We start from the raw sequence: 24,437 nt of genomic DNA on the forward strand, positions 1-24,437 counted from the left end.
CGTCAGTCGCTGAGCATTTCCTTGACCATCGGAACGACCTGCTCGCCGTAGAGCGAGATCGACTCCACCAGGTCGGCGTGGGTCACCGGCTGGTCGTACTTGAGGTCGAAGCGGTCCACGCGCAGAGTGCGGATCGTGGCGGCGATCCGACGGGCCACCGTCTCCGGCGAGCCGATGTACAGCGAGCCCGTCTCGACTTCGCGCTCGAAATCGCCCACCGCGGGCGGCGGCCAGCCGCGCTCGGTGACCATGCGGCGGCGCATCCGCATCCAGCCGTCGAAGACGAGTTCCATGGCCCGCTCGTCGGATTCCGCGACCAGGCCCGGCGAGTGCACGGCGATCGGCCTGCGGGGGAGGCCGAACTCGTCGAGTGCACGGGCGAACAGGTCGGTGTACGCCACGAACCGGTCCGCCGGCCCGCCGATGATCGCGAGGAAGAGGCCGAATCCGTAACGGGCCGTGCGGACCACGGACTCGGGGCTGCCGCCGACGCCCACCCAGGCGCGGATGCCGTCCGCCGTGGTCGGGTACACGCGCTGCTCGGACAGCGGGGCGCGGGTGCTGCCCGACCAGGTGACGGGCTCCTCGGTGAGGAGTGCGGCGAGCAGCTCCAGCTTCTCCTCGAAGAGCACCTCGTAGTCCTGCAGGTCGTAGCCGAACAGGGGGAAGGACTCGGTGAACGAGCCGCGACCCGCGACGATCTCGGCGCGGCCGTTCGACACGGCGTCGAGCGTCGCGAAGCGCTCGTAGACGCGCACCGGATCGTCCGAGCTCAGCACCGTGACCGTCGAGCCGAGGCGGATGGTCTCCGTGCGGGCGGCGACCGCCGCGAGCACCATCTCCGGACTCGAGACGGCGAAGTCCGCCCGGTGGTGCTCGCCGACGCCGAAGAAGTCCAAGCCCACCCGGTCCGCGGTGACTGCTTCCTCGACGAGGTCGCGGATCACCTGCGGATGCGGCAGGGGCTCGCCGTGCGCGTCCTTGGTGACGCCGCCGAATGTATCCACACCGAACTCGGGAATCGTCATGGATGCCATCGTACACCGATAACCGGACTATGGTCCGAATCGCTTCTCGGCGGACGCCGCGAGCATTCCCCCCGATTCGTTCGACGCCCACCGCAATGCCGGGCGAATGGGTGGGAACGGGACGAGCCGGGTGGGAGGGTGGCGGTGGGGGTGCACGAATCGGGGGCGTCAGACGACGCCGTGCAGCGGCGGGCGCTCCTCGTTCAGCGTGAACCGGCCCAGATGGTGGACCTTGTAGCGCACCGGGTCGTGCAGGGTGTGCGTGCGCGCATCGCGCCAGTACCGGTCGAGACCAGCATCGCCCGCGGCGCTGCGGGTACCGCTGACCTCGAACAGCGCGGAGGGAACCTCGGTCGCCGCTCGGTCGGCGAGCACTTTCGCGGTGGCGACGGCGAGGGAGGCCTCGGCCGCGGTGTCCGGACCGGGGGCTGCGAAGGCGTCGTCCACGGCCGCGCCGGCGACGGCGAGCGCGGCCTCGGCGGCGCGCACCGCTACCGTCAGCTCCCTGAAGCGCTGGACCACGAGCGGATCGTCCTGCCCTCGCTCGACGCCGGCCTCGAACCAGGGCCGGGATCGCGTGCGGACGAAGTCGGCCGCGGCCTCGAGCGCGCCGCGGGCGATGCCGGCGTCGATCGCCACGTGCAGCAGCTGCGCGAAGGCGCCGTAGCCGGTGGGTTCGGACACCGCGGGGGAGCGGGGCAGGACCGCGTCGAGCGGCACGGCGACGTCGTCGAAGCGGACGGTGCCGCTGCCGGTCGTGCGCTGGCCCAGGCCGTTCCAGTCGTCGAGCACTGTGATGCCCGGGGAATCCGCGGGCACGAAGGCGATGACCTGCTCGCCGGTGTCCGCGTCGCGGGCGAGGACGGCCAGGAGGTGCGCGTAGGGCGATCCCGTGCAGTAGAACTTCTCGCCGTCCAGGTGTGCGCCGCCGTCGGCGCGGGTCAGCGTCGTGGCGACCTCGGCGACCGTCCTCCCGCCGCGCTCGGACTGCGCGTTGGCGATCCGCGCGCCGTCGAGCACCTGACCGAAGATCCTGCGCTGCAGGTCCTCCGGGGCGGCGAGGCGGAGGGCGGTGAGGTAGACGTAGTGGCTGTGCGGGATCTGGGCGAGCGATCCATCGGCGGTCGCGAGGGTGCGGAAGACCTCGGCCACGACGGACGGCGGTAGGTCGGGTCCGCCGAAACGGGCCGGCACCGTCAACGCGAAGAGCCCTGCGTCGGAGAGGTACTCGACCTCCGCGTGCGGCAGGCGCCGCCGCCGGTCGCGCTCGGCGGCACCGTCGGCGAACCGCGCCGCGAGCTCGCGCGCGGCGGCGACGGCGGCGGCCTCGGCGGTGTCGATAGCCGCGGCGGGCCGCGAGTCGACTACCGGCGCGACCGTCACACCAGCGCCCCGGCGCGACTCGCCTCGATCTCGCGGACCAGCGGCAGCACCTTCTCGCCGAAGTACTCGATCTCCTCCTGGAAGTGCAGGAAGCCGCCCAGGATGAGGTCGACGCCCAGCTCCTTGTACGCGACGATCCGCTCGGCCACCTGCTCGGGCGTGCCGATGAGCTGCGTGCGGAAGCCGTCGTTGTACTGGACCAGGTCCTCGAACGACGAGTCGGCCCACATGCCGCGGCCGTCGCTGGTGGACTTACCGGCCTGCTGCACCGCGTCCCGGAATCCCTCCACCGCGGGCTTGTTAGCCTTCTCGACGATCTCGCGCAGGGTGTCCCGCGCCTCCTTCTCGGTGTCGCGGGCGATGATGAAGCCGTTGAGGCCGAACTTGACCTCGCGCTCGGCCTCTCGGGCGACGCGCCGCAGGTCGTCGAGCTGGTCGGTGACCCCGTCGAAGTCCTTGCCGTTCGAGAAGTACCAGTCGGCGTACTTGCCGCCGTTCACGCGCGCCGCGGAGGAGTTGCCGCCCTGGAACAGTTCGGGATTCGGCCGCTCCGGGGTGTTCAGCGGCTTGGGCTTGAGCGTGAAGTCGCGGATGCGGTAGAAGTCGCCGCCGAAATCGACGTTGTCCTCGGTCCAGATCTTCCGGATCACCTCGAGGAACTCGGCGCTGCGGCGGTAGCGCTCGTCGTGCTCGAGCCAGGGCTCGCCGAGCGCGCGGAACTCGCCGGCGAACCAGCCCGAGACCACGTTGATCGCGAAGCGGCCGTTCGACAGGTGGTCGGCCGTGGCGCCGAACTTGGCCAGGACCGCCGGGTGCCACAGGCCGGGATGCACGGCCGCGATGACCTTGAGCTTCTCGGTGGCGCCGAGCAGCGCAAGGCTGAACGACGTCGACTCGTGCTGGTACTCCGCGCCGTAGCTGGCCATGTACCGCACCTGGGAGAGGGCGTACTCGAAGCCGACGCGCTCGGCCGTCTGGGCGAGCTTGCGGTTGTACTCGAAGTCCCAGTTGGTGCGCTGCTCGATGTCGCTGGTCACCAGGCCGCCGGAGACGTTGGGCACCCAGTACGCGAACTTGATCTCGTCGGCGATCTTCTCGGTGGTCATGTGCGGTCCTTCTGTACGGCTAGGAGGTGGGGGAGAGGTCGGGCAGGAAGGCGCCGCGGACCGGCTCCGACGATGCCGCGCCGGCATCGAGCAGGCCGCGCGCCGCGAGGCGGGGGCGGACGCCCTCGCCGAAGTGGTACGCCTCCTCCAGGTGCGGGTATCCGGAGAGGATGAAGTGGTCGAGGCCGAGCGCCGCGTACTCGGCGATGAGGTCGGCGACCTCGTCGTGCGAGCCGACCAGCGCGGTGCCGGCACCACCGCGGACCAGACCGACACCGGTCCACAGTCCCGGGTACACCTGCAGCGAACGTGCGTCGGCGGCCTCGTCGAAAGCCGCACCGCCGCCGTGGAGTTCGCGCATCAGGCGCTGCCCCTCGGACTCGCTCCGCGCCAGGTTCGCCTGCGCCGCGCGCACCGTCGCCGGGTCCAGGTTGTTCAGCAACCGGTTGGCCTCGGCCCAGGCCTCCTCGCTGGTGTCGCGGGAGATCACGTGCAGGCGGATCCCGTAGCTCAGCGTCCGGCCCTGTTCGGCGGCGAGGCCGCGCACCCAGTCCAGCTTCTTCTTCACCTGCGCCGGCGGCTCGCCCCAGGTGAGGTAGGTGTCGGCGTACTTGGCGGCGACATCGCCGGCGGCCGGAGAACTCCCGCCGAAGAAGATCGGGGGCGCGGGATCGGGACGGCGGGCGAGGACCGCGTTCTCGGCGGAGACGTACTTCCCGGCGACGTTCACCGGCTCGGACGAGGTCCACAGCTGCTTGGTGATGTCGAGGAACTCGCCGCAGCGGGCGTAACGCTCGTCCTTGCTCAGGGTGTCGCCGAAGGCGCGCTGCTCCGAGGATTCGCCGCCGGTGACCACGTTGAGCAGGACGCGGCCGCCGGACTGCCACTGCAGGGTGCTGGCCATCTGGGCGGAGAGGAGCGGGCTGACCAGCCCGGGGCGCAGCGCCACGAGGAACTTGAGCGACTGGGTCGCGTCCGTCAGCAGCGCGGCCGTGAGCCACGCGTCCTCGCACCACAGCCCCGTCGGGATGAGCACCGCCTCGAACCGGTTCGCCTCCGCCGCGAGGGCCAGTTGCTTGAGGTAGTGCAGGTTCGCGGGTCGGTCGCCGCTCATCGAGCTCCCGTGGCCCCCGGCCATGAGGTTCCGCGAATCGCCGTAGGTGGGCAGGAACCAGTGCAGGTGGAGGGGGTTGGGCGAGGTCACGGTGGCCTTCCGTCGACGGGGCTGGATTACGGATGGCCAGTGCACCACGGTGGGCGCGTGAGGGCCAGGGTTCGACTCGCGATGCGTCGAACGTGCGGACCTACTCGGGAGTAGCTACAGTGGAGGAAGAGTTAGTTAGACATTCTTAATGAAATGAGGTGTCGAATGTCTGCAGAGCATGTACAGAACAACGAATCACGAGTCGACGATTCGACGCGGGACGATGCACAGGTCGAGCGCCTGCCGCGAGTGATCGAGGAGGTCTTCGCCCGATTTGCGGATCGCCCTGCGTTCGCGACGCGGGATGGTGGACCCGACGGTCCCTATGTCACCGTGAGCTACGCCGAGATCTGGCGGCGGGTCACCGCGTTGGCGGCTGCCTGGCGCGGCGAGGTGGAACCGGGGGACTTCGTCGCCATCCTGGGCTTCACGAGCGCGGATTTCGTGACCGCCGACCTCGCCGCAACCCTCCTCGGCGCTCCCAACGTGCCATTGCAGGCCGGTGCCCCGGCCGCGCGTATCGCCGCGATCCTCGACGAGACCCGACCGAAGATCTTCGCCGTGAGCGCGGACCAGGTGGGCGTGGCCGAACAGGCGCTCGGCCAGTCCTCCGCGACCCCGCGGGTGGTGGTCTTCGACGGTGAGCACGAGGGCTACGCGGACATCGAAGCGGAGATCCGGGCGGGCGAGGCGCTGCCCGTGCCCGAGTTCTTCACCCCCGAGCCGGGCACCGACCCGCTGGTGACCCTGATCTACACCTCCGGCAGTACCGGGACGCCGAAGGGCGCGATGTACACCGAACGGTTGATGGTCGACGCCTGGCTCAAGCTGCACAGCGTCATCGGCACCGAGACGCCGTCCGCATCGCTGCTGCACTACCTGCCGATGAGTCACATGTACGGCCGCGGCTGGCTGATCGCCGGACTGGCGGCGGGCGTACCGGGATACTTCGCCAGCGCGTCCGACATGTCCTCCCTCTTCGACGATCTCGCCGCCGCGCGGCCCACCGCGATCGGTCTCGTGCCCCGCGTCTGCGAGCTGGTCCACCAGCGCTTCCTCGCGCTGGAGGCGGAGACCGACGCCGAGACCGCGCGCGCCGAACTGCGGGACAGGGTGCTGGGCGGCCGCGTGGAGGCGGCCGTGTGCGGCAGCGCCGCGCTGTCCGCAGAGCTGCAGACCTTCATGGAATGGCTGCTGGGCATCGACATCCTCATCGGCTACGGCTCGACGGAGGCCGGTAGTGTCCTCCGCGACGGCGTCATCGCGCGCCCGCCGGTGACCGACTACAAGCTCATCGACGTGCCCGAACTCGGCTACTTCGTCACCGACTCCCCGCATCCCCGCGGCGAACTGCTGGTCAAATCGGACCAGCTGATCCCGGGCTACTACCACTCGGACAAGCGGATCCGGGACGACGAGGGCTTTTACCACACCGGCGACGTCATGGCCGAGCTCGGACCCGATCGACTCGAGTACGTGGACCGCCGCGGCAACGTCATCAAACTCGCACAGGGCGAGTTCGTGCCGATCGCGCAGCTCGAGGCCACGTACGGTGCCGGGCCCGATGTGCGCCAGATCTTCCTCCACGGCACCAGCGAGCGGTCCTACCTGCTGGGCGTCGTCGTACCGTCGCCGGGTCCCGAGGGCGAGACCGACGCCGAGGCGCGTACCCGGGTGCTGGACGGCCTCGCGGTGATCGCGCACGAGAACGACCTCGCCGGCTACGAGTTGCCGCGCGACGTGATCATCGAGCACCAGCCCTTCTCCCAGGAGAACGGGTTGCTCTCCGGGGTCGGCAAACTCGTGCGCCCCGCTCTGGTCGCACGCTACGGCGCCGAGCTCACCGCTCTGTACGACGCCGCGGAGGAACGCCGTCGCGACGGCCTGCGCCACCTCGATGCGGACGCCCCGGTCGCCGAGACTGTGCTGCGCGCCGCCGCGCTGACGCTCGGCGTGCTACCCGAGGAACTCGATGAGACGACCCGGTTCGTGGACCTGGGCGGCGATTCGCTCTCGGCGCTGTCGCTGGCCACCACGCTCGAGGGGGTCTACAGCCTCCCGGTGCCGGTGCAGGCGATCGTCGGTCCCACTGCGACCCTCGGCGGCGTCGTCCAGCACATCGAGGCGGCGCGCGCGGGCGTCGTGCAGGCCCCGACGGCGGCGGCGATCCACGGCGCCGATGCGACGGTGGCCCGCGCCGCCGACCTGCGCCTCGATCGCTTCATCGACCCCGAGCTGTTGGCCGCGGCACCGTCGATCCCGGCGGCGCACGGGGAGCCGTCGACCGTCCTGATCACGGGTGCCACCGGCTACCTCGGGCGCTTCCTGCTGCTGGAGTGGTTGCGCCGGGTAGCGCCGCGCGACGGCACCGTCGTCGCACTGGTACGTGGCGAGGACGCCGAGGACGCCCGCCGTCGCGTCCTCGATGCGATCGGCACCGCCGATCCCGCGCTGACGGCGGAGTTCGCCGGCCTCGCCGAGCGGCACCTCGAGGTCCTCGCCGGTGACTTCGGCGAACCGTCCCTCGGGCTCGATGCGCAGGCCTGGGACCGGCTCGCGCACGGCGTCGACCACATCGTGCACTGCGGCGCGATGGTGAACCACGTCCTGCCCTACGATCAGCTCTTCGGCCCGAACGTGGTGGGGACGGCCGAGATCGTCCGGCTGGCCCTCACCGTGCGACGGAAGTCGGTCGATTACGTCTCCACCCTGGCCGTGGTCCCGCAGGACGACGGTCGCCTCCTCGTGGAGGACGACGACGTGCGGGTCGCCGGCTCGGAGCGCCGGATCGATGCGGACGTCTACGCCAACGGCTACGCGGTGAGCAAGTGGGCCGGCGAGGTCCTGTTCCGCGAGGCGTCCGATCTCGCGGGGCTGCCCGTGCGGGTCTTCCGGTGCGACATGATCCTGGCGCACAGTCGTTTCCGGGGTCAGTACAACCCGGTGGACCAGTTCACCCGACTGCTCCTGAGCATCGCCGAGACGGGGCTCGCTCCGGCCTCCTTCTCCGCGGACCCGACTGGGAGGTGCCCGCACTACGACGGCCTGCCGGTGGACTTCATCGCGGAGGCGATCGTCACCCTCGGCGCCGCGGGGCGCGAGGGCTTCCGGACCTTCCACGTGCTCAACGTCGACGAGGGAGGCGCGGGGCTCGACGACTTCGTCGACTGGATCGCCGAGGACCGTCCGATCGAGCGGATCGCCGACTACGGCGAATGGTTCGCCCGGTTCGAGGCCGCGCTGCGGGCCCTGCCCGCGCAGGACCGACAGCGTTCGGTGCTCCCGCTGCTGAAGTCCTTCGCCCGGCCCATCCGGGCCGATGCGGGAACGGCCATGACCGCCGACCGGTTCCGAGAGGCGGTGCGCGAGGAGAAGGTCGGGTCCGGGGACATCCCGAACCTCGACCGGCCGCTGATCGAGCGGTACCTGGACGGGTTCGTGGCGACGGGGTGGCTTCAGCCCGCCGACGCTCGCGTCCCCGACCAGCCGTCGCCGAAGTAGTCCCGGACCTCATTGACGGAGACGAGCACCGAGTACGGCACTCCCAGGCGATCCGCGAGTGCTCCGATCGGGCCGGTCGATCGGGTCGACCGCGTGGCCGTACGCGCCCAGGCCAGGGCGTGGGCGAGATCGCGGAAGCCTGCTTGCCGGGATACCCTGTCCCACCTCGGCGACGTCCGGGCGAGGAAGCGCTCGTCGAGGACGTCGCTGGGGCGAACGTCACCGGGATGCGCGCTCCCGGGCGTCGGGTGCCGGCCGACGGTGGTGCGAGGGGGAGCGGCGGTGGGAGTCTGCAAGTCGATCACGTCGGCCTCATCGGGTGGGATTCAGGGGCGGTGGTGCTCTTCGCCGGGCCGCCTGCCGCGTCGGGGCAGGCATCGGGCCGGTTTGACCAGTCTCGTTCACCTGGAGGTTCACCGGAAGTGCATAGTTTCGATCTAGTCTATGCACGTGGTGAATGTTGCGACGATGGACCTGAACCTCCTGCGTGTCCTGGGGGAACTGCTCCGCGAGCGGAACGTCACCCGGGCGGCGGCGCAGCTCGGACTGAGTCAAGCCGCGACGAGCCACGCACTCGCGAGGCTCCGCAAGACCTTCGGGGACCCGCTGCTCGTCCGCTCGGGGCAGAAGCTGCAGCTGACACCGGAGGCGGAACGACTCGCGCCGATCGTGGAGGACATCCTGCGGCTCGTCAGCACGAGTCTGTCGGCGCCGGACTTCGACCCGAGTACGGCCACGACGACGTTCACCGTGGCGATGCCGGACTTCCTCAACTCGATGATCGTTCCGGAACTGGCGGCGGTCGTCGGTGAGCAGGCTCCGCACGTCGTCCTTCACGTTCGGGGTACCCCGGTCCGCTCCGATGCGCGGCTCGACGGCATCCTCGATGCGATCGCGCTCCCCGCGCAGCGCGTGGATGCCGGGAGTCCGTCGCTACGGCTGGGCTCCGTCAGCTGGACGGGGATCGCCGCGGCGGGCCGGCAGGGGCTCGACGGGCCGCTCACCCCTGCCGACTACGCCGCCATGCAGCACGTCTCGTTCCCCCGCGCGCTCGTGGAAGTGCTCATCGACGAGAAGCTGGCGGACGCCGGCCTGCGACGGACCATTGCGGTCACGGTGAACAACAGCGATCTGGTCCCTCCCATGATCGCCGGGTCCGAGCTGGTGTCCGTCGGATGGGTCGGCTTCGACAAGCCGGGGGTGCGGACCTTCCGCCTGCCCGTGGACATCCCGGACTTCGACTACCACATCGCGTGGTCGCGGCGCCTCGCGAACGACCCCGCGAGTATGTGGCTTCGACGGCAGATCGTGGACATCGCCTCCCGCCGTCTCGCCCAGTGATCGGTTCACCGCGGCGGGCGTTGCTCTTTCACCCGACCCGCTGCATCGACGGCGGCGTCCAGTCGCCCGACACGGCCTCGGGCGCCGGGAGGTACAGCCGCACGTTCATGCTGAAGGGGCCGCGCGGGGCCGGCAGCCAGTTCGCCTCGGCAGAACCGGGATCGTCGTGCTGGATCACGATGTCGAGCGATCCGTCGGCGCCGAAGACCAGTTCGTCGCGGTCGCCGATCGCGAACCTGTTGATCGGGTTCGGGACCAGGAACTGCTGCTCGCCGTACATGGTCAAGGACCAGAACGCGCGTGCCGGCGGAAGTGCGTCCGCGGCGAAGTGGATGCGGTAGCGGTGTTCGCCGGACAGTGCTCGGCCCTCGCTGTCGACGGTGACGCGCGGGTATACCGCCTCCTGCGGGGGCAGGGCGCCCAGACCAGCGAAAGCGACGGTCGCGCGTGTTCGGTAGTCGATCCCGTAGTTGCCGGTGCCGGGGCGCATGGTCCAGCCGTTGAGATTCCACGAGTGGCGCGTATCGGCGGTGCGGATCCGGCGTACCGCTTCGGGCAGCGCGTCCTCCAGGGCGTCCCGGACGCGGGGTGACATGTCGGCGAACGAGAACCGCGTATCGGGGTCGAGGCCGAGAGGAGCCAGGCGTGCGAGCTGCGCCTATCGGTCAGGTGCGGCTGTGCGACGGTGAGCAGCTCGGAGAACCGTTCGAAGAACTCCTGCGCGTTCATCTCGTCGACGGCGATCACCGGCGGCGTGTCCGTCCACGGACCGGCCGTGGGCTCGGGCGTCGGCGCGGTCGTACCTGCTGTGACCGGCTCCGCGGAGAAGCCGCGTTGGAAGGCGTGTACCGCAGGGTAGTCCGCAGGGCCGTTCGTCTGCGTCCGGCCGACGATCCAGCCCCAGGTGGTGGGACTCTCGATGACGGTGGCGCCCTGCGGTGCGGTGCCCGCCCAGCCGGGACCGACCAGAAGGAAGTCACCGGCGTCCGTGCCGGTCGTCCGTGGGCCGACGGAGGCGAAGACGTCCGTCCACATGTCCATGAACGGGAGGACGTAGTAGCGATCGCCCGCGTCGGGCACGTGGATCAGCAGCGGCCCGTCGGAGAGATCGAACCAGATCTGCGAGTACAGGGTGTCCACGTTGGGCCGCACGACATCGGTGAACGTGTGGTCGGGGAAGGTGGCATGGTGGTGGAAGGCGTTGGTGAAGGGCTCGTTCGCCTGCTGCGCACGACGTTCCGCAGCTGCGCGGGTTGCGTCCATCAACACCGCGGGATAGGCGTAGACGTACGCCTCCACCGCGCGCTCGTACAGGTCCTGGTCGTCGATCATGAGTCGTCCTTCGTCGTGTCGTTGTCGTTGTCGTTGCCGACGGAGATCCGGAGGGTCCGCATCCAGACCTCCGTCGAGATCTCCACCAGCTCGTCCACGTCGGCCGTCCCGGACCGGAGGCCGAAATGGAAGTGCGCCAATCGGCTGACCATGGCGCTTAGGGCGCGTGAGGTCAGCGTCGGGTCCATGGCGGGGTCTGCCGTCCCGTCCGTCTGCAGGCGCGCGATCCACTGCGCGTTCCGGTTGACGAACTCCTCGGCCCGCCGCAGTCGCAGGTCGCGGAACGCGGGGTAGACGAGCGCCGCCTGCTCGAGCAGGACCATCAAGCGGGCGTTGCGCGAGTAGGACGCGAGATAGTCGCGGTGGCGGGATGCGATCTGCTCGCGAATCCCGGCAGGCCGGGCCTCGGCACTCGGATGGAGCATCTCCTCGCGGGTCGCGTCGAGAACGGCGGCGAAGGCTTCGGAGGTGTCCGCGAAGTGGTCCTCGAACGCTCGCAGCGACAGTCCCGCCTCGCCGGCGATGTCCTCCGCTCGCGCGTCCGCGAATCCCGTCCGGAGGAAGACCGATCGCGCGGCGTCGACGAGCCGCGCGCGTACCGGATCGGGTGGCGGGCGGAGTGCGGCGCCCACCGGATCCAGCGAGTCGTGCACGACCGCGTGCAGGATCTCCTCGAGGTCCGCGAAGTACGTGTAGAACGTGGCACGGGATACGCCGGCGGCCAGCGCGATGCTCGCAGGGCTCACGTCGATGAGGCCGTCTCGCTCGAAGATCTCGCGCGCCGCGCGCACGAGCGCGGCCCGGCTGCGTGCCCCGCGGACCGTCAGTGCCTCGCTGCGCTCCCGGGCGCCGTCGCCCGCGGCGACGGGGGCCGTCGGGCGACGGCGACGGGACGCGGTCATTGCCGGACGTGTGCCGTGTCCGCCTGCGGCGCAGCGTCAGCGGGCTCGACGGTGACGTCGACCGAACGCAGTACCCCGGTGAAGCGGAACGGGGAGCGGTAGTCCGTGGAGACCGGCGAGACGCTGTCGCCGCCCACCTGCAGCCCGGACCCGATCGACCAGATGATCGGATTGGTGCGCACGTCCGGTAGGTGCGCCACGACCGCCGAGCCGTCCGACATCGTGACCGACCCCGCGGCGGGCCCCGTGCGATCGAAGCGCAGGACGATCCGGTGCGCGCCCTCCGTCAAAGGCTCCGCGGCCGCGGCCCGGAAGTGCTCGCGGCCGAGGTATGCGAAGTCCACGGTGAGCCGGCCGTCGAGGACGTACAGGCTGAATCCGCCCGCGCCTGAGCCGTAACTGACCAGCGCACCGTCCGCTCCGTCGGCGTACTCCAGGTCGACGGTGACCGTGAACCCGCGATCGCGCAGATCGGGAGAGGTGCCGGGGCTCAGCATGATCGGAGCGCTGTAGTGGAACTCGGAACGACCGCGGCGTGCGGACGGGCGAGGGTCCTGCGCGCGCACGCCGCCACGATCGTCGAGCGGCAGCACCCGGTACCGGCCTGCTTCCGCCCACCACAGCTCGATCAGTTCTGCCAGCAATTCCGGATGGTCGGCACTGCGGTCGTGCACCTCGGAGAAGTCCGTGGCGAGGTCGTAGAGCTCCCAGACGTCGCCGGCGTAGTCGCCGTCGCGGGCCTCGCTGAGCGGCATGCGCACGCGATGGGCGTGCATCGTCGAGGGGTGGATCGCGACGGCCTTCCATCCGTCCTTCCACATCGCGCGGTGGCCGAAACACTCGAAGTGCTGGGCGGTTCGAGGAGCGCGCCCGGGCGGATCGGCGAGCACGTCCCGGATGCTGGCACCGTCGAGCGGCCGTTGCGGGGTGCGGCGCACGCTCTCGGGCGGATCGATGCCCACCAGGTCCAGAATCGTCGGAGCGAGGTCGATGACGTGCGTGTACTCCGTGCGCACGGCACCGGGATCGGGGATGCCGGCCGGCCAGTGGACGATCAGCGGGACCCGCGTGCCACCCTCGTGGCATGTGGTCTTGTACCACCGGGTCGGCGTGTTCCCGGCCTCCGCCCAGCCTGATGCGTAGTGCGGGTGGCTCGCCGGGGTGCCCCACTCGTCCAGGCGCTCCGACATCTGCGCGAAGGTCTCGGGACTCCGGTTGAAATAGCTGAGCTCGTGGAACAGCCCGTGCTCGCCGCCTTCGGCACTGGCGCCGTTGTCGCTCAGGAAGAGGACCACGGTGTTCTCGAGGCGGCCGGAATCGGTGAGATGGTCCAGCAGACGGCCGATCTGGTGGTCGGTGTGCGAGAGGAATCCCGCGAAGACCTCCATCTGTCGGCACAGCACGCGACGCTGGTCCTCCGGAAGGTCCGCCCACGCGGCGACATCGGGGTTGTGCGGCGGCACCTCCGCGTTGCCCGGCACCACGCCGAGCTCACGCTGCCGGGCGAGGGTCTCCTCGCGGATGACGTCCCAGCCCGCGTCGAAGACGCCGCGATAGCTGTCCGTCCATTCCCGGGGTGCGTGATGCGGGGCGTGCATCGCGCCGAACGCGAGGTACAGGTAGAACGGGCGGTCGGGAGTGACCGCCACGTGTTCGCCGGTCCACGCGATGGCCCGGTCGACGAGATCCTCGGACAGGTGGTAGCCGTCGGGGCGGTCCGAGCCGTCGATCCGGTGGTTGTCCTGCCACAGTTCCGGCGCCCACTGTGAGGTCTCTCCCGGCATGAAGCCGTAGAACCGGTCGAATCCCTTGGCCAGGGGCCACCGGTCGAACGGTCCCCACGGGCCGTTCTCCCAGTCGGGCGTCAGATGCCACTTTCCCAGTGCCATCGTGGAATAGCCCGATTCCCGCAGAACCGCAGGGGTCATCGCCGCATCGTCCGGGATCATCGAATCGTAGCCCGGGTACCCCGTCGCGTACTCCATGATCGTCCCGACGCCCACGGAGTGCGCGTTACGTCCGGTCAGTAGGGCCGCGCGCGTCGGCGAGCACAGGGGAGTGACGTGGAAATCCCGGAACCGCAGGCCGTTCGCCGCCAGGCGGTCGATGTTCGGGGTCGAGATCCGGCCGCCCAGGCCGCCGAAGCAGCCCAACTGCGCGAAGCCCATGTCGTCGAGCACGATGGTAATCACGTTCGGCGCTCCGGGTGAGGCACTCGGGGTCGAGGGCCACGCCGGCGTCGACTCCGGGGCGGTGCCTCGGATGACGCCGGTGAACCCCTCCGCCGGGGTGTATGTCCGTAGGTCGTTCGGCATGTCGTGTCCTTTCGGTACCGGCGGGATCAGTGCTGACCGCAGGTGTTGACGACCTTGTCGAAGGACACGGGCTTACCGCCCGCGAACTCGACGTTGGCCTTCCAGCGCGCCTCGTCGAGCGTGTTGAACCAGGACTTGTGCTCGGAGCCCCAGACGATTTCGGCGTTCGGCTTCGGCAGCCCGACCCACGTCGAGATGTAGCCGACGACCTTCTCCTTGTTCGCGGGGTCCGCGATGAACGAGGCCGCCTTGATCATCGCCTTGCAGAAGGAGTTCACGGTCTTCGGGTGGCTCTCGAAGTAGGCCGCCGTCGTGGTGTTGAAGCCGGAGAGGCCGACCTTGCCACGGTTGCCCGCCGTGTTGTCCTGCGGCGCGGCGATCACTTTGACGTCCGCTCCCTTGGACCGCATGAGTTCGGCGCTCGAGACGGTGCCGATGGCGCCGTCGACCTCGCCGTTCATCACGGCAGCGGCGATCGCCGGGGGGCCTCCGGCGGCCACATAGGTGATGGTGCTGGGGTCCGCGCCGCCTTCGCGGATCACCTCGTTCGCGTAGGTCTCGGCATCGCCGCCGCGCACCGGGATCGCGAGGCGCTTGCCCGCGAGGCCGGCGAGCGAGGTGATACCGGACTTGCCGGTGACCATGATGACCTTGGACTCGCCCTGGAAGACGGGGAGGACCCGCAGGTCCTGGCCCTGTCCGAGCGCGGGGATGACGGTGCCGGTGGATCCGCCGGCGATCTGGGTGGTGCCGCCGATGAGGGCGGAGACGATCTCCGGGCCGGTCTTCGCGTCGACGCGAGTGACCTTGAGCCCCTCCGCCTCGAACATCTTCTCGCCCTCGGCGACGGCGGTGGGAAGGGAGAGGATGCTGTTCGGGTACGTGCCGAGGGAGAAGGTGCCGTCGTCGGCTCCGGTGTCCGAGCCGCCGCAGGCCGTGAGGGCCGATGCTGCGAGCACGCCGGCGACCGCGCAGGTGACGATCCGCTTGCTGAGGTTCATGGGGGTCTCCTTGATGGTGCCCGGCCGGAATCGGCTCGGGCGAGGGGTGAGTCGCTCAGATCGCCGAGCGAAGGCGGTGGTGGATCTCCTGGTAGCGCGGGTCGGCCGCGATGTCCTGGACGTTCCGGGGGCGCTCGATGCCGACCTCGACGTCGTACTGCACCACGCCTCCGTTGAGGAGGACGATCCGGTCCGCGAGGGCGATCGCCTCACCGAGGTCGTGGGTCACGAAGACCACGGTCTTGCGCCGCTCGCTCTGCCACAGGCGGAGGAACTCCTCCTGCACGGCGACGCGGGTGGTCACGTCGAGCGCGGCGAAGGGCTCGTCCATGAGGAGCACGTCGGGGTCGAGCGCCCAGGTCCGGGCGAGGGCGACGCGCTGGCGCATGCCCTGCGACAGCTGCCACGGCCAGAGGGACTCGGAACCCTTGAGGTGCACCGCATTCAGCCATCGCGCGCCGATCTCGCGTCGTTCCTTCTTGCCGACGCCGCGGAGCTCGAGGCCGTACTCGACGTTCCCGAGCGCCGAGCGCCAGGGGAGCAGCGCATCGCGCGCCGGCATGAAGCCCAGGTGCTCGCGCGCCGCTCGCGGTTGCTCGCCGTGCACGGTCAGCGAACCCGAGGTGGGCTGGACCAGTGCGGCGATCGTGTTGAGCAGAGTTGTCTTCCCGCATCCGCTCTTCCCGACCAGGGCGATGAACTGGCCGGTCGGCACGGTGAGGGAGATGTTGTCGAGGACGCGCTTGGTGTCCCCGTCGGGGCTGGTGAACTCGACGACGAGGTTCTCGAGTTCGATGTCGGCGCTGGTGCGGTCCTCGACCGGCGTGGATGGGGTCACTTCGGGTCTCCTGATGGTGGCGAGGGTGAGTGGTCGGGACTTACATGTCCGACGGTGCCTGCCAGCGGAGGAGCCAACGCTCCGCGGCGAGCATGATCTGGTTGAGGAGCACCGCGACGACGGCGAGGAGAATCAGCATCGCGTACACGGCCTCCATCTGGAACAGCGAGGAGTACTTCGAGATCAGCTGTCCGAGACCGTCCTTCGCGGAGATGAGCTCCGAGCCGATGACGGCGAGCAGGGAGAAGATCAGGCCCAGTCGCAGCGCGGCGAAGATCGCGGGCGTCGCGACCGGGAACAGGATCTTGAGGAAGACCTGCAGCTTGCTCGCTCCCATCACCGCGGACATGCGCAGCCACTCCTGATCCACCGTGCGCACGCCGGCACGGGCCCCGGACAGCACGATGAAGAAGACCACGGTCACGCCGAGGGCGACCTTGGCCGTCATGCCGATGCCGAAGGCGACGATGAACAGCGGCGCGAGCGCGATGCGCGGCATGGCGTTCAAGGCATCGAGGAACGGGGCGACGATCCGTTCGAGCGTGGGCAGGAGTCCCAGGCCGAGCCCGCAGACGGTGCCGACGACGCTCGCCAGCACCCAGGAGACGATGACCGCGCTCATCGTGGCGACCGTGTTCGACCACAGCTCACCGGATTCCGATGCGGTGACCAGATAGTCCCAGGCCTGCTTGGGCGACTTGTTCAGGACCGGATCGAGGAGCTTCTGATCGGCGGTGAACTGCCACAGCGCGAGCCAGCCGACGAGGATGACGACCTGGATCGCGCGGACCTTCACAGTGAGTCGGCGTTCCGCGCGGCTCGCGCTGCGTTTCGGGGGCTGTGCCCTATCGGTTCCGTCGTCGCGAGCTGCCGTCGCCGTCGAAGCATCGTCTGTCATCGTGAGTTCTCCCTGCGAAAAGACCTTGGGGGGTATGTGATTGGGTTCACACGCTATATCCGGCTCGACGGATCGCCAACGGAGATCGACGGATGGTCAGAAACTAGGGTGCGCCAAGGTAAATAGACTATTTCGAATCGCATGCCCGATCGGGCGCCGCGTGATAATTCATGGCGTGCATGACTGTCATGTCGACCATGCACTTCCGGTGTGGTGCGACGGGGCTCACACTGGACCGGGTCGTAGCAACAGCAGCGACGGACGCTCGTATCCGCCGACCCTCCGAGGTGACCTCTGTGAACCCACCCGACCGTGCCCACCTGCCCCTCCGCGACGAGGAGCCGCCCACCAGTAATCGCCTCGACGTGCGGGGCACCTCGTACGAGAAGCTGGCGCCGCTCAGGCCGCCTGCGGGCGCGCCGAACGTGGTGGTCGTGCTCCTCGACGACATGGGATTCGGTACCTCGTCCGCGTACGGTGGGCCGTGTTCGATGCCGACCGCCGAGCGCCTCGCGGGCACGGGGGTCGCGTTCAGCCGGTTCCACACCACGGCCCTCTGCTCGCCGACGCGCGCGGCGCTGCTGACCGGCCGTAACCACCACGCCGTCAACATGGGGACGATCACCAACCTCGCGACCTCTGTTCCGGGCTACACCTCGGTACGTCCCAACACCGCGGCGACGCTGGCCGAGGTGCTGCGCATGAACGGGTACAACACGGCGGCGTTCGGCAAGATGCACCAGACTCCGGAGTGGGAGGTCAGCCCCGCCGGGCCGTTCGACCGGTGGCCCACGGGTGAGGGTTTCGAGAAGTTCTACGGGCTGATGGGCGGCGAGACCGACCAGTGGTCGCCGCTCCTGCACGAGGGGACCACGCCGGTGGACGTGCCCGACGACCCCGACTACCACTTCAGTGTGGACATCACCGATCGTGCGATCGAATGGACCCGTAACCAGCGCGTCCTGGCGCCGGACAAGCCCTTCTTCGTCTACCTCTCCTTCGGTGCGACCCACGCACCGCACCACGTGCCGCGGGAGTGGATCGACAAGTACCGCGGACGTTTCGATCACGGCTGGGACGTCGAGCGAGAGCGGATGCTCGAGCGGCAGAAGGCGCTCGGCGTGGTGCCGCAGGACTGCGAACTCACCCGCCGACACGACGAACTCCCCGCGTGGGACAGCCTCTCCGACGACGAGCGGACCGTCGCGACCCGCCTGATGGAGGCCTTCGCGGGGTTCGCCGAGCACACCGACCACCAGGTAGGGCGATTCGTCGACGCGATCGAGGCGGCCGGCGAGCTCGAGAACACGATCATCCTCTACATCCTCGGTGATAACGGCGCGTCCGGCGAGGGCGGCCTGGCCGGCAACTTCAACGAGATCGCCGCGCTCAACGGCATCCACGACACCACCGAGAACATCCTCGACCGGTTGGACGAGATCGGTTCTCCCACTGCGTACAACCACTATCCCGCCGCGTGGGCCCACGCCATGGACGCGCCGTACCAGTGGACCAAGCAGGTCGCCTCGCACTGGGGCGGCACCCGCGTGGGAATGGTGGCGCACTGGCCGGAGGGGATCGGCGGCGCGGGAGCGGTACGTCATCACTGGCAGCACGTCATCGACGTCTATCCGACGATCCTCGAACTCGCGGGCCTCCCGATCCCGGAGACCGTCAACGGCGTACCGCAGCAGCGCGTGGACGGCCACAGCTTCGCCGAGGTGCTCCGGAGCCCGGACGCCCCCGAGCGGGTCGTGACCCAGTACTTCGAGATGTTCGGCAATCGCGGCATCTACCACGACGGCTGGTCGGCGTGCACCAAGCACGCCACGCCGTGGGACCAGAACAACATTCCGGCCCTCGAGGACGACGACTGGGAGCTGTACGCGCCGGACGACTGGAGCCAGGCGCGGAACCTGGCGCGAGACATGCCGGAGAAGCTGGCCGAACTCCAGCAGATGTTCCTCGTCGAGGCGGAGCGCAACCACGTTCTTCCCCTTGATGATCGGCGCTCCGAGCGGTTCAACTCCGACGTGGCCGGGCGGCCCGATCTGCTGCGTGGCCGCACGTCGATGCGGCTGTACCCAGGGATGGTGCGTCTCGCGCGGGAGGCCGTACCGAACGTGAAGAACAAGTCGCATCGCGTGACCGCGTCGATCACGGTTCCCGATGGTGGCGCCCGCGGTGTCATCTTCGCGCAGGGGAGCAGGTTCTCCGGATGGTGCCTTCGCACGGACTCCGCCGGCCGGCTCGTGTACACCCACAACTATCTTGCGATCGAATCGACCGACGTCGTCGGTGTCGCGGCGGTGCCGCCGGGCGAGCACGTCGTCGGGTTCGTCTTCGAGGTCGACGAGGCTCCGGGCTTCGGGCGGGGAGGGACCGTCACCCTCGTGGTCGACGGTGCCGCGGCCGGCTCGGGCCGGATCGCCCGTACGGTGCCGTTCCTGTACTCGGGGAGTACGGATGTCGGCTGCGACATCGGAAGTGGGATCGTTCCCTCGGGCTACGACACCCCGCGCGGGGAGTTCACCGGTGCGATCTCGTGGGTCGACGTGGACATCGATGGGGGCGCCGAAGCGCCGGAGACTCCGGCGAAGGTCCTGCACGACATCGAGGTCACGATGCAGTGAGTCGCTCGACGGGGGTGCGGGCGGAATGTCCTTACCCAGTCGTAGCAACGATTCCCGGCTCTGCATTCCGTCTATTCCGTTGTGAATGCAACCTTTTCGGTAACCGGTACGCGGTCCCGGGTGCGTGAGTATGTTCGGGTGAGGGTCGGCGTGGCGGTGCAGAAGAAAGAGAAAATGCGTTGTAGACCACGCAAGTGCGTGATATAGTTCGGATGCGCAGGTTCGATCACTGAGATCGGCGACCAGGCCGGCGTGGAGAGGGTCCGATGACCAGTCTTTTCGATGACGAGGCGATCGACGATCTGGGGCGGTACATCAAGGCGCAGCGCGAGATCGCGCAACTGTCCGTCCGTCATCTCGCACGGATGGCGGAGGTCTCCGATTCCTACCTCAGTCAGATCGAACGAGGGCGGCACCAGCCGTCCGCGCAGGTCCTCACGAGTATCGCCAAGAGCCTCGGCCTGCCCCCGGACGTCCTGTTCCGGATGGCGGGTTGGCTGCCGCCCGAGGGGAGCCCGGACAAGAACGCCGTGATCACCGCGATCGAGGCGGACCCCAGGCTCAACGGCAAGCAGCGATCGGCGCTCGTGCAGACCTACAAGTCCATGGTGGGCGACGACTGATGCCCACCATGTCCATCCCAGCAAGGAGATAACGAATGTCCAGCTACACCGAGATCACCGAGAAGTTGACCGACCAGTGGGTCGCCGCCGTCGAGAAGGCGGCGCAGTCGCTGCCCGCCGGTTTCGATCCCGCGGCGCTCAAGCCGGCGTCCTTCGAGCTGCCGGACCTGAAGACGCTGGTGCCCAGCGCCGTCGTCGCGGGCCTGCCGGACGTCAAGGAGGTCGTCGAGTCCAACTACCGCGTGGCCGAGCGCCTGCTGGCGGCCCAGCGTGACTTCACCCTTGCGGTGATCGAGAAGTCGGTGCCCAAGGCCGCGGACGCCTGACGTCCCGCGGCCGGAAGGCCGAACAGTTTCATCAGGGGCTGCCACCCCTGAAGTGATGCCCCCGTCGCCGCTGCCACGGCGACGGGGGCGTTGACACCATCCCAGCAAGGAAAGCAGCAACATGCCCAGTCTAGTGGCCTCGGTGGCGAAGCACGCCGCCGCCGCCCCCGAGTCCGCTGCCCTGCGCGGTCCCGGCGGCATCATCACCTACCGCGACCTCGCCCGACGGGTCCTCGAATACGGCGCCATGCTGCGCGCGAGGGGCATCGCGCCCGGCGACCGCATCGTCTTCATCGCGCCGTCGGTCGACGAATTCGTCATCGCCTACCTGGGTATCCAGGCCGCAGGGGCGACCGTGGTCCCCGTCAACCCCCTGTGCACGGCGAGCGAACTCGGGTACTACATCGAGGACTCGGGTGCGCGCCTGATCATCGCATGGGAGGGTGTCGACGCGGCCGCCCGCGCCGCCGCTGCCGAGGCGGACATCGATTTCCTCGCACTCGGCCCGGGCGCCCCGACGGGCGGCGCGGAGCCGCTCGCCGAGCCCCACGATCGTGGCGACGACGATGTCGCGGCCATCCTGTACACCTCGGGGACCACCGGCCGGCCCAAGGGAGCGGAGCTGACCGTCGGCAACCTCGAAGCGGCGGCCCGCATTTCGGGACGGCTCTCCGAGTCCACCGCCGAGGATCGGATGGGCACCGCGCTGCCGCTCTTCCACGTCTTCGGCCAGGCCTCCGTGATGCTCGCCGCGCTGCGCACCGGCGGTTCATTGACCCTGGTCTCCCCGTTCACGCCCACCGCCCTGATCGATGCCGTGGTGCGTGAGGAACTGACCGTCGTCTGCGGCGTGCCGACGATGTGGAACGCGATGCTCCACGCCGCGAGCGACGTCCCGAGCGATGCCTTCGCCCGCCTGCGGCTCGCGGTCTCCGGCGGCGCCTCCCTCTCACCCGAGATCAACGTCGCTTTCCAGAAGCGCTTCGGCTGCCTGATCAGCGAGGGCTACGGACTGACCGAGAGCACCGCCATCGCGACCTTCTCCGCCCCCGGGGTCCCCGCGCCGACGGGCACCGTCGGGCCTGCGGCCCCGGAGATGGAGATCCGGCTCGGAGCCCCGGGCACCCCGGACGTTCCGGCCGGCGAGCGCGGCGAGGTGTACGTGCGCGGCCCCGTGGTCATGCGCGGCTACCACGGCCGTCCCGAGGCGACCGCGGAGACCATCGTCGACGGCTGGCTGCGCACGGGCGACATCGGCGAGATCGACGCGGACGGGAACCTCCGGATCGTCGACCGGGCCAAGGAACTCATCATCCGCGGCGGGTACAACGTCTACCCGAGCGAGGTGGAGAACGTCCTCTACGCCCACCCCGATGTGGTCGAGGTGGCCGTTCTCGGGATCCCCGACGAGCACCTGGGGGAGGAGATCGCCGCCGTGATCGCCCTGGTCCCCGGCTCGGCGACGGACGCGAGCGCCGTCCGCGCCTTCGCCGCGGAGCGCCTCGCCGCGTACAAGCACCCCCGCGTCGTCCATTTCGTCGGCGCTCTCCCCAAGGGCGCCTCGGGCAAGATCCTCAAGCGCGCCATCGAGATCGAACCGTTGGCGGCCGCGCTCGCCGACTACCGTGCGACGCGTCGCGCGTGATCACTCCATTCCCGTGAGATGAGTCAAGCAATGCAACAGTTAACCGGTCTCGACGCCTCCTTCCTCAACATGGAATCCGGCCCCGTCTATGGTCACGTCAGCAGTCTGTGCGTCTACGATTCCCCGAACGCGGCGCAGCCGCTGACGGTGGATCGGGTGCGCGCCCGGCTCGCCGCGCGCCTGCACGTGCTGCCGATGTTCCGGCGCAAACTGCTCGAAGTCCCGTACCACCTGGATCACCCCTACTGGGTGGACGACGAGAAGTTCGACATCGATGATCACGTCTACGGAGTGGGTCTGCCCGCGCCGGGCAGCCGTGCCCAGCTGGTGGACCTCGTCGCGCGGTTGGTGGCGAAGCCGCTCGACCGGTCGCGGCCGCTGTGGGAACTCGTGGTGATCGACGGCCTCGATGACGGAAAGGTCGCCGTTCTCACGATGGTCCACCACGCCCAGATCGACGGGGCGTCCGGAACGGACGTCCTGAGCACGCTCCTCGACAGCGATCCGGAGTTCGAGGTGGACACCCCCGCGCCGCAGCCGTGGCAGCCCGAACCCGCGCCCGAACCGATGGCGCTCCTCGGCTCGGCCATGGCGGCCAATGCGATGCGCCCGCTCAAAGCGGCGCAGATGCAGTGGGAGATGTTCACCCACTTCGCGGCGTGGCCGCCCGGTGGTGCCATGTCGGAGCTGCTCAGTCGCCCGGTCAGCAGCGCGAGCGGACCCCGTACTCCCTTCAATACGCGCCCGACCAATCGGCGCAGTTTCGCACCGTTCCAGATTTCCCTCGCGCAGGTCAAGGCGGTGAAGAGCAAGTACGGCGCGACCGTCAACGACGTGGTCATGGCGATCTGCGCGGGCGGCGTGCGGCGTTGGCTGGCCGATCGGGGAGAGTTGCCCACCGGCCCGCTCAAGGCGGCGGTGCCGGTGTCGATCCGGACGGCGGGTGACAAGAACTCGATGGGCAACAAGGTCTCCATGATCATGGCCGACCTGCCCACCGATCTCGCGGATCCGCTCGACCGGCTGGCCGCGGTGAACAAGGCCATGGCCGTCGCCAAGACCGAGCACGCCGCGCTCCCCGTGGAGACGATCATCGGTTTCAGCGATTTCGCGGTACCCGCGATCGCCGCGACGGCGGCCAGGGAACTCCAGCGCACGAACCTGTCCGGGCGGGTGATGCCGGCCAACGTCGTGATCTCCAACGTGCCGGGCCCGCAGAAGCCGATGTATCTCGCCGGTGCGGAACTCGTCGAGTTCTATCCGGTGTCGATGATCGCGGACGGGCAGGCGCTCAACATCACGCTGCACAGTTACAACGGCAGCCTCGACTTCGGGCTCATCGCCTGCCCGCGGGCGGTACCGGACATCGAATCGATGGCCGAGTACATCCAGGACGACTTCCGCATCCTGTGGGAGCGCATTTCCGACGAGCCGGACCAGCCGGCGCCGCCGACATCGGAGGAAGCATGACCACGACGAACGTACGCGCCCCGCGCCTGATCGACTACCTCACCGAGGGACAGCGAGCGGGCATCGACTACGCCGCGTTCGCCGCGGGCCGTGGCCTGCTGACGATGGGCAGGGTCGGGGACGGCAGGGCGGTCCTCGTCCTCCCCGGGTTGATGGCCGACGATCACAGCACCGCGCCGCTGCGACGGCTGCTCAGCGATTCCGGGTACCGGCCGCACGCGTGGCGCCAGGGCAGGGTCATCGGTCCCACGCGCGGGGCGATCGACGGGATTCTCCGGCGTGCGGAGGAACTCGCGGACCGGAGCGGTGGGCCGATCAGCGTGATCGGGTGGAGCCTCGGCGGGCTGCTCGCCCGCGAGGTGGCGAATCTGCGACCGGGCGTCGTCGATCGCGTCATCACCCTGGGCAGCCCGCTCGGCATCGTCGACAAGGTGCAGTCCCGGGCGACGGCCGTCTACGACCTGTTCGCCGATCGGCACCTGCCCGAGTACGCCTTCGAGCAGTGGTCCGCACGCCGGACGATGCCCGACGTCCCGTTCACGTCGGTCCACACCCGGGCCGACGGGATCGTGCACTGGGAGTCCTGCCTCGTCCCGGAGGGCCCGATCGCCGAGAACGTGGAGGTGTACGGCAGCCACTGCGGGCTGGGCTTCAACGCGGCCGCCGCCTACGTCATCCTCGACCGTCTGGAGCAGCCCATCGAGGGATGGCGTCCGTTCCGGGCTCCCGGGCACCTGCGGGCGGCGTTTCCGCAGCGAGAGGGCGTGCGCGGGGCGGCGTGAGGGGCGGCCGGCGCCGCCTTCATCCACAGATGAGCGTATGTAACTTGTTTTCTCCACAGGTCCCGCCTCGGACGCCGTCCGGGGCGGGACCTGTGCGTGACACTCGTCG

20 protein-coding genes are annotated in these 24,437 nt (G+C 69.4%); 8 read left to right on the forward strand and 12 right to left on the reverse strand.

All coding sequences use genetic code 11. The features are described 5' to 3' along the window. Positions 1-2: 2 nt before the first annotated feature. The 4 genes from AC21LY_RS11630 to AC21LY_RS11645 all read right to left on the reverse strand — a co-directional run bounded on the left by AC21LY_RS11630 (position 3) and on the right by AC21LY_RS11645 (position 4,655). Positions 3-1,028, reverse strand: coding sequence for an Atu2307/SP_0267 family LLM class monooxygenase (locus AC21LY_RS11630; protein ID WP_489046626.1), 1,026 nt, complete (start codon positions 1,026-1,028; stop codon positions 3-5). A 168-nt stretch (positions 1,029-1,196) separates the two neighbouring features. Further along, the gene (locus AC21LY_RS11635; protein ID WP_489046627.1) at positions 1,197-2,411 is read right to left on the reverse strand and encodes an SfnB family sulfur acquisition oxidoreductase; all 1,215 of its coding nucleotides are present in this window, start codon (positions 2,409-2,411) and stop codon (positions 1,197-1,199) included. Continuing rightward, complete coding sequence (sfnG, locus tag AC21LY_RS11640; protein WP_489046628.1) at positions 2,408-3,517, reverse strand: dimethylsulfone monooxygenase SfnG; 1,110 nt, start codon at positions 3,515-3,517, stop codon at positions 2,408-2,410. Before sfnG ends, AC21LY_RS11635 begins: the two co-directional genes overlap by 4 nt. 19 nt (positions 3,518-3,536) lie before the next feature. After that, complete coding sequence (locus AC21LY_RS11645; protein WP_489046782.1) at positions 3,537-4,655, reverse strand: LLM class flavin-dependent oxidoreductase; 1,119 nt, start codon at positions 4,653-4,655, stop codon at positions 3,537-3,539. A gap of 231 nt (positions 4,656-4,886) precedes the next feature. Between AC21LY_RS11645 and car the strand changes: the two genes are divergently transcribed. Then, complete coding sequence (gene car / locus AC21LY_RS11650) at positions 4,887-8,222, forward strand: carboxylic acid reductase (protein ID WP_489046629.1); 3,336 nt, start codon at positions 4,887-4,889, stop codon at positions 8,220-8,222. On the opposite strand, the gene AC21LY_RS11655 is transcribed toward car, so the two are convergent. Further along, positions 8,177-8,527 carry a hypothetical protein gene (locus AC21LY_RS11655; protein ID WP_489046630.1) on the reverse strand — a complete coding sequence of 117 codons (351 nt, stop codon included), beginning with the start codon at positions 8,525-8,527 and terminating at the stop codon, positions 8,177-8,179. The two genes, car and AC21LY_RS11655, sit on opposite strands and share 46 nt — an antisense overlap. Before the next feature lie 145 nt (positions 8,528-8,672). On the opposite strand from AC21LY_RS11655, the gene AC21LY_RS11660 reads away from it, so the two are divergent. Then, the gene (locus tag AC21LY_RS11660; protein ID WP_489046631.1) at positions 8,673-9,563 is read left to right on the forward strand and encodes a LysR family transcriptional regulator; all 891 of its coding nucleotides are present in this window, start codon (positions 8,673-8,675) and stop codon (positions 9,561-9,563) included. A 28-nt stretch (positions 9,564-9,591) separates the two neighbouring features. Here the strand turns inward: AC21LY_RS11660 and AC21LY_RS11665 are convergent, their stop codons facing one another. The 7 genes from AC21LY_RS11665 to AC21LY_RS11695 form a co-directional block, all read right to left on the reverse strand. Continuing rightward, a complete protein-coding gene (locus tag AC21LY_RS11665) occupies positions 9,592-9,921 on the reverse strand; it encodes a DUF1214 domain-containing protein (RefSeq protein ID WP_489046783.1) in 330 nt (109 codons plus the stop codon). Further along, positions 9,846-10,895 carry a DUF1254 domain-containing protein gene (locus AC21LY_RS11670; RefSeq protein WP_489046632.1) on the reverse strand — a complete coding sequence of 350 codons (1,050 nt, stop codon included), beginning with the start codon at positions 10,893-10,895 and terminating at the stop codon, positions 9,846-9,848. Before AC21LY_RS11670 ends, AC21LY_RS11665 begins: the two co-directional genes overlap by 76 nt. Continuing rightward, positions 10,892-11,797: a TetR/AcrR family transcriptional regulator gene (locus AC21LY_RS11675; protein WP_489046633.1), complete on the reverse strand. Its 906-nt coding sequence runs from the start codon at positions 11,795-11,797 to the stop codon at positions 10,892-10,894. The genes AC21LY_RS11670 and AC21LY_RS11675 overlap by 4 nt, the downstream gene beginning before the upstream one ends. Continuing rightward, on the reverse strand, positions 11,794-13,989 hold the full coding sequence (locus tag AC21LY_RS11680) for an arylsulfatase (protein WP_489046634.1): 2,196 nt from the start codon (positions 13,987-13,989) through the stop codon (positions 11,794-11,796). Before AC21LY_RS11680 ends, AC21LY_RS11675 begins: the two co-directional genes overlap by 4 nt. A 149-nt stretch (positions 13,990-14,138) precedes the next feature. Then, complete coding sequence (locus tag AC21LY_RS11685; RefSeq protein WP_489046635.1) at positions 14,139-15,113, reverse strand: ABC transporter substrate-binding protein; 975 nt, start codon at positions 15,111-15,113, stop codon at positions 14,139-14,141. 55 nt (positions 15,114-15,168) lie between these two features. Then, the gene (locus AC21LY_RS11690) at positions 15,169-15,951 is read right to left on the reverse strand and encodes an ABC transporter ATP-binding protein (protein WP_489046636.1); all 783 of its coding nucleotides are present in this window, start codon (positions 15,949-15,951) and stop codon (positions 15,169-15,171) included. A gap of 40 nt (positions 15,952-15,991) precedes the next feature. Beyond that, positions 15,992-16,849, reverse strand: coding sequence for an ABC transporter permease (locus AC21LY_RS11695; protein ID WP_489046637.1), 858 nt, complete (start codon positions 16,847-16,849; stop codon positions 15,992-15,994). 296 nt (positions 16,850-17,145) lie between these two features. Here AC21LY_RS11695 and AC21LY_RS11700 point away from each other — a divergent pair, with 296 nt between their 5' ends. The 6 genes from AC21LY_RS11700 to AC21LY_RS11725 all read left to right on the forward strand — a co-directional run bounded on the left by AC21LY_RS11700 (position 17,146) and on the right by AC21LY_RS11725 (position 24,328). Further along, positions 17,146-19,482, forward strand: a complete 2,337-nt coding sequence (locus AC21LY_RS11700) for a sulfatase-like hydrolase/transferase (RefSeq protein WP_489046639.1) — start codon at positions 17,146-17,148, stop codon at positions 19,480-19,482. Between the two features lie 266 nt (positions 19,483-19,748). Continuing rightward, positions 19,749-20,105 carry a helix-turn-helix domain-containing protein gene (locus tag AC21LY_RS11705; protein ID WP_489046640.1) on the forward strand — a complete coding sequence of 119 codons (357 nt, stop codon included), beginning with the start codon at positions 19,749-19,751 and terminating at the stop codon, positions 20,103-20,105. 35 nt (positions 20,106-20,140) lie between these two features. Then, positions 20,141-20,431, forward strand: a complete 291-nt coding sequence (locus AC21LY_RS11710) for a hypothetical protein (protein WP_489046641.1) — start codon at positions 20,141-20,143, stop codon at positions 20,429-20,431. Positions 20,432-20,552: 121 nt separating this feature from the next. Further along, on the forward strand, positions 20,553-22,076 hold the full coding sequence (locus AC21LY_RS11715; protein ID WP_489046642.1) for an AMP-binding protein: 1,524 nt from the start codon (positions 20,553-20,555) through the stop codon (positions 22,074-22,076). Positions 22,077-22,106: 30 nt separating this feature from the next. After that, a complete protein-coding gene (locus AC21LY_RS11720; RefSeq protein WP_489046643.1) occupies positions 22,107-23,546 on the forward strand; it encodes a WS/DGAT/MGAT family O-acyltransferase in 1,440 nt (479 codons plus the stop codon). Further along, complete coding sequence (locus tag AC21LY_RS11725; RefSeq protein ID WP_489046645.1) at positions 23,543-24,328, forward strand: esterase/lipase family protein; 786 nt, start codon at positions 23,543-23,545, stop codon at positions 24,326-24,328. The genes AC21LY_RS11720 and AC21LY_RS11725 overlap by 4 nt, the downstream gene beginning before the upstream one ends. Positions 24,329-24,437 lie beyond the last annotated feature (109 nt).

The organism is Tsukamurella sp. II2bb (genome assembly GCF_057815145.1).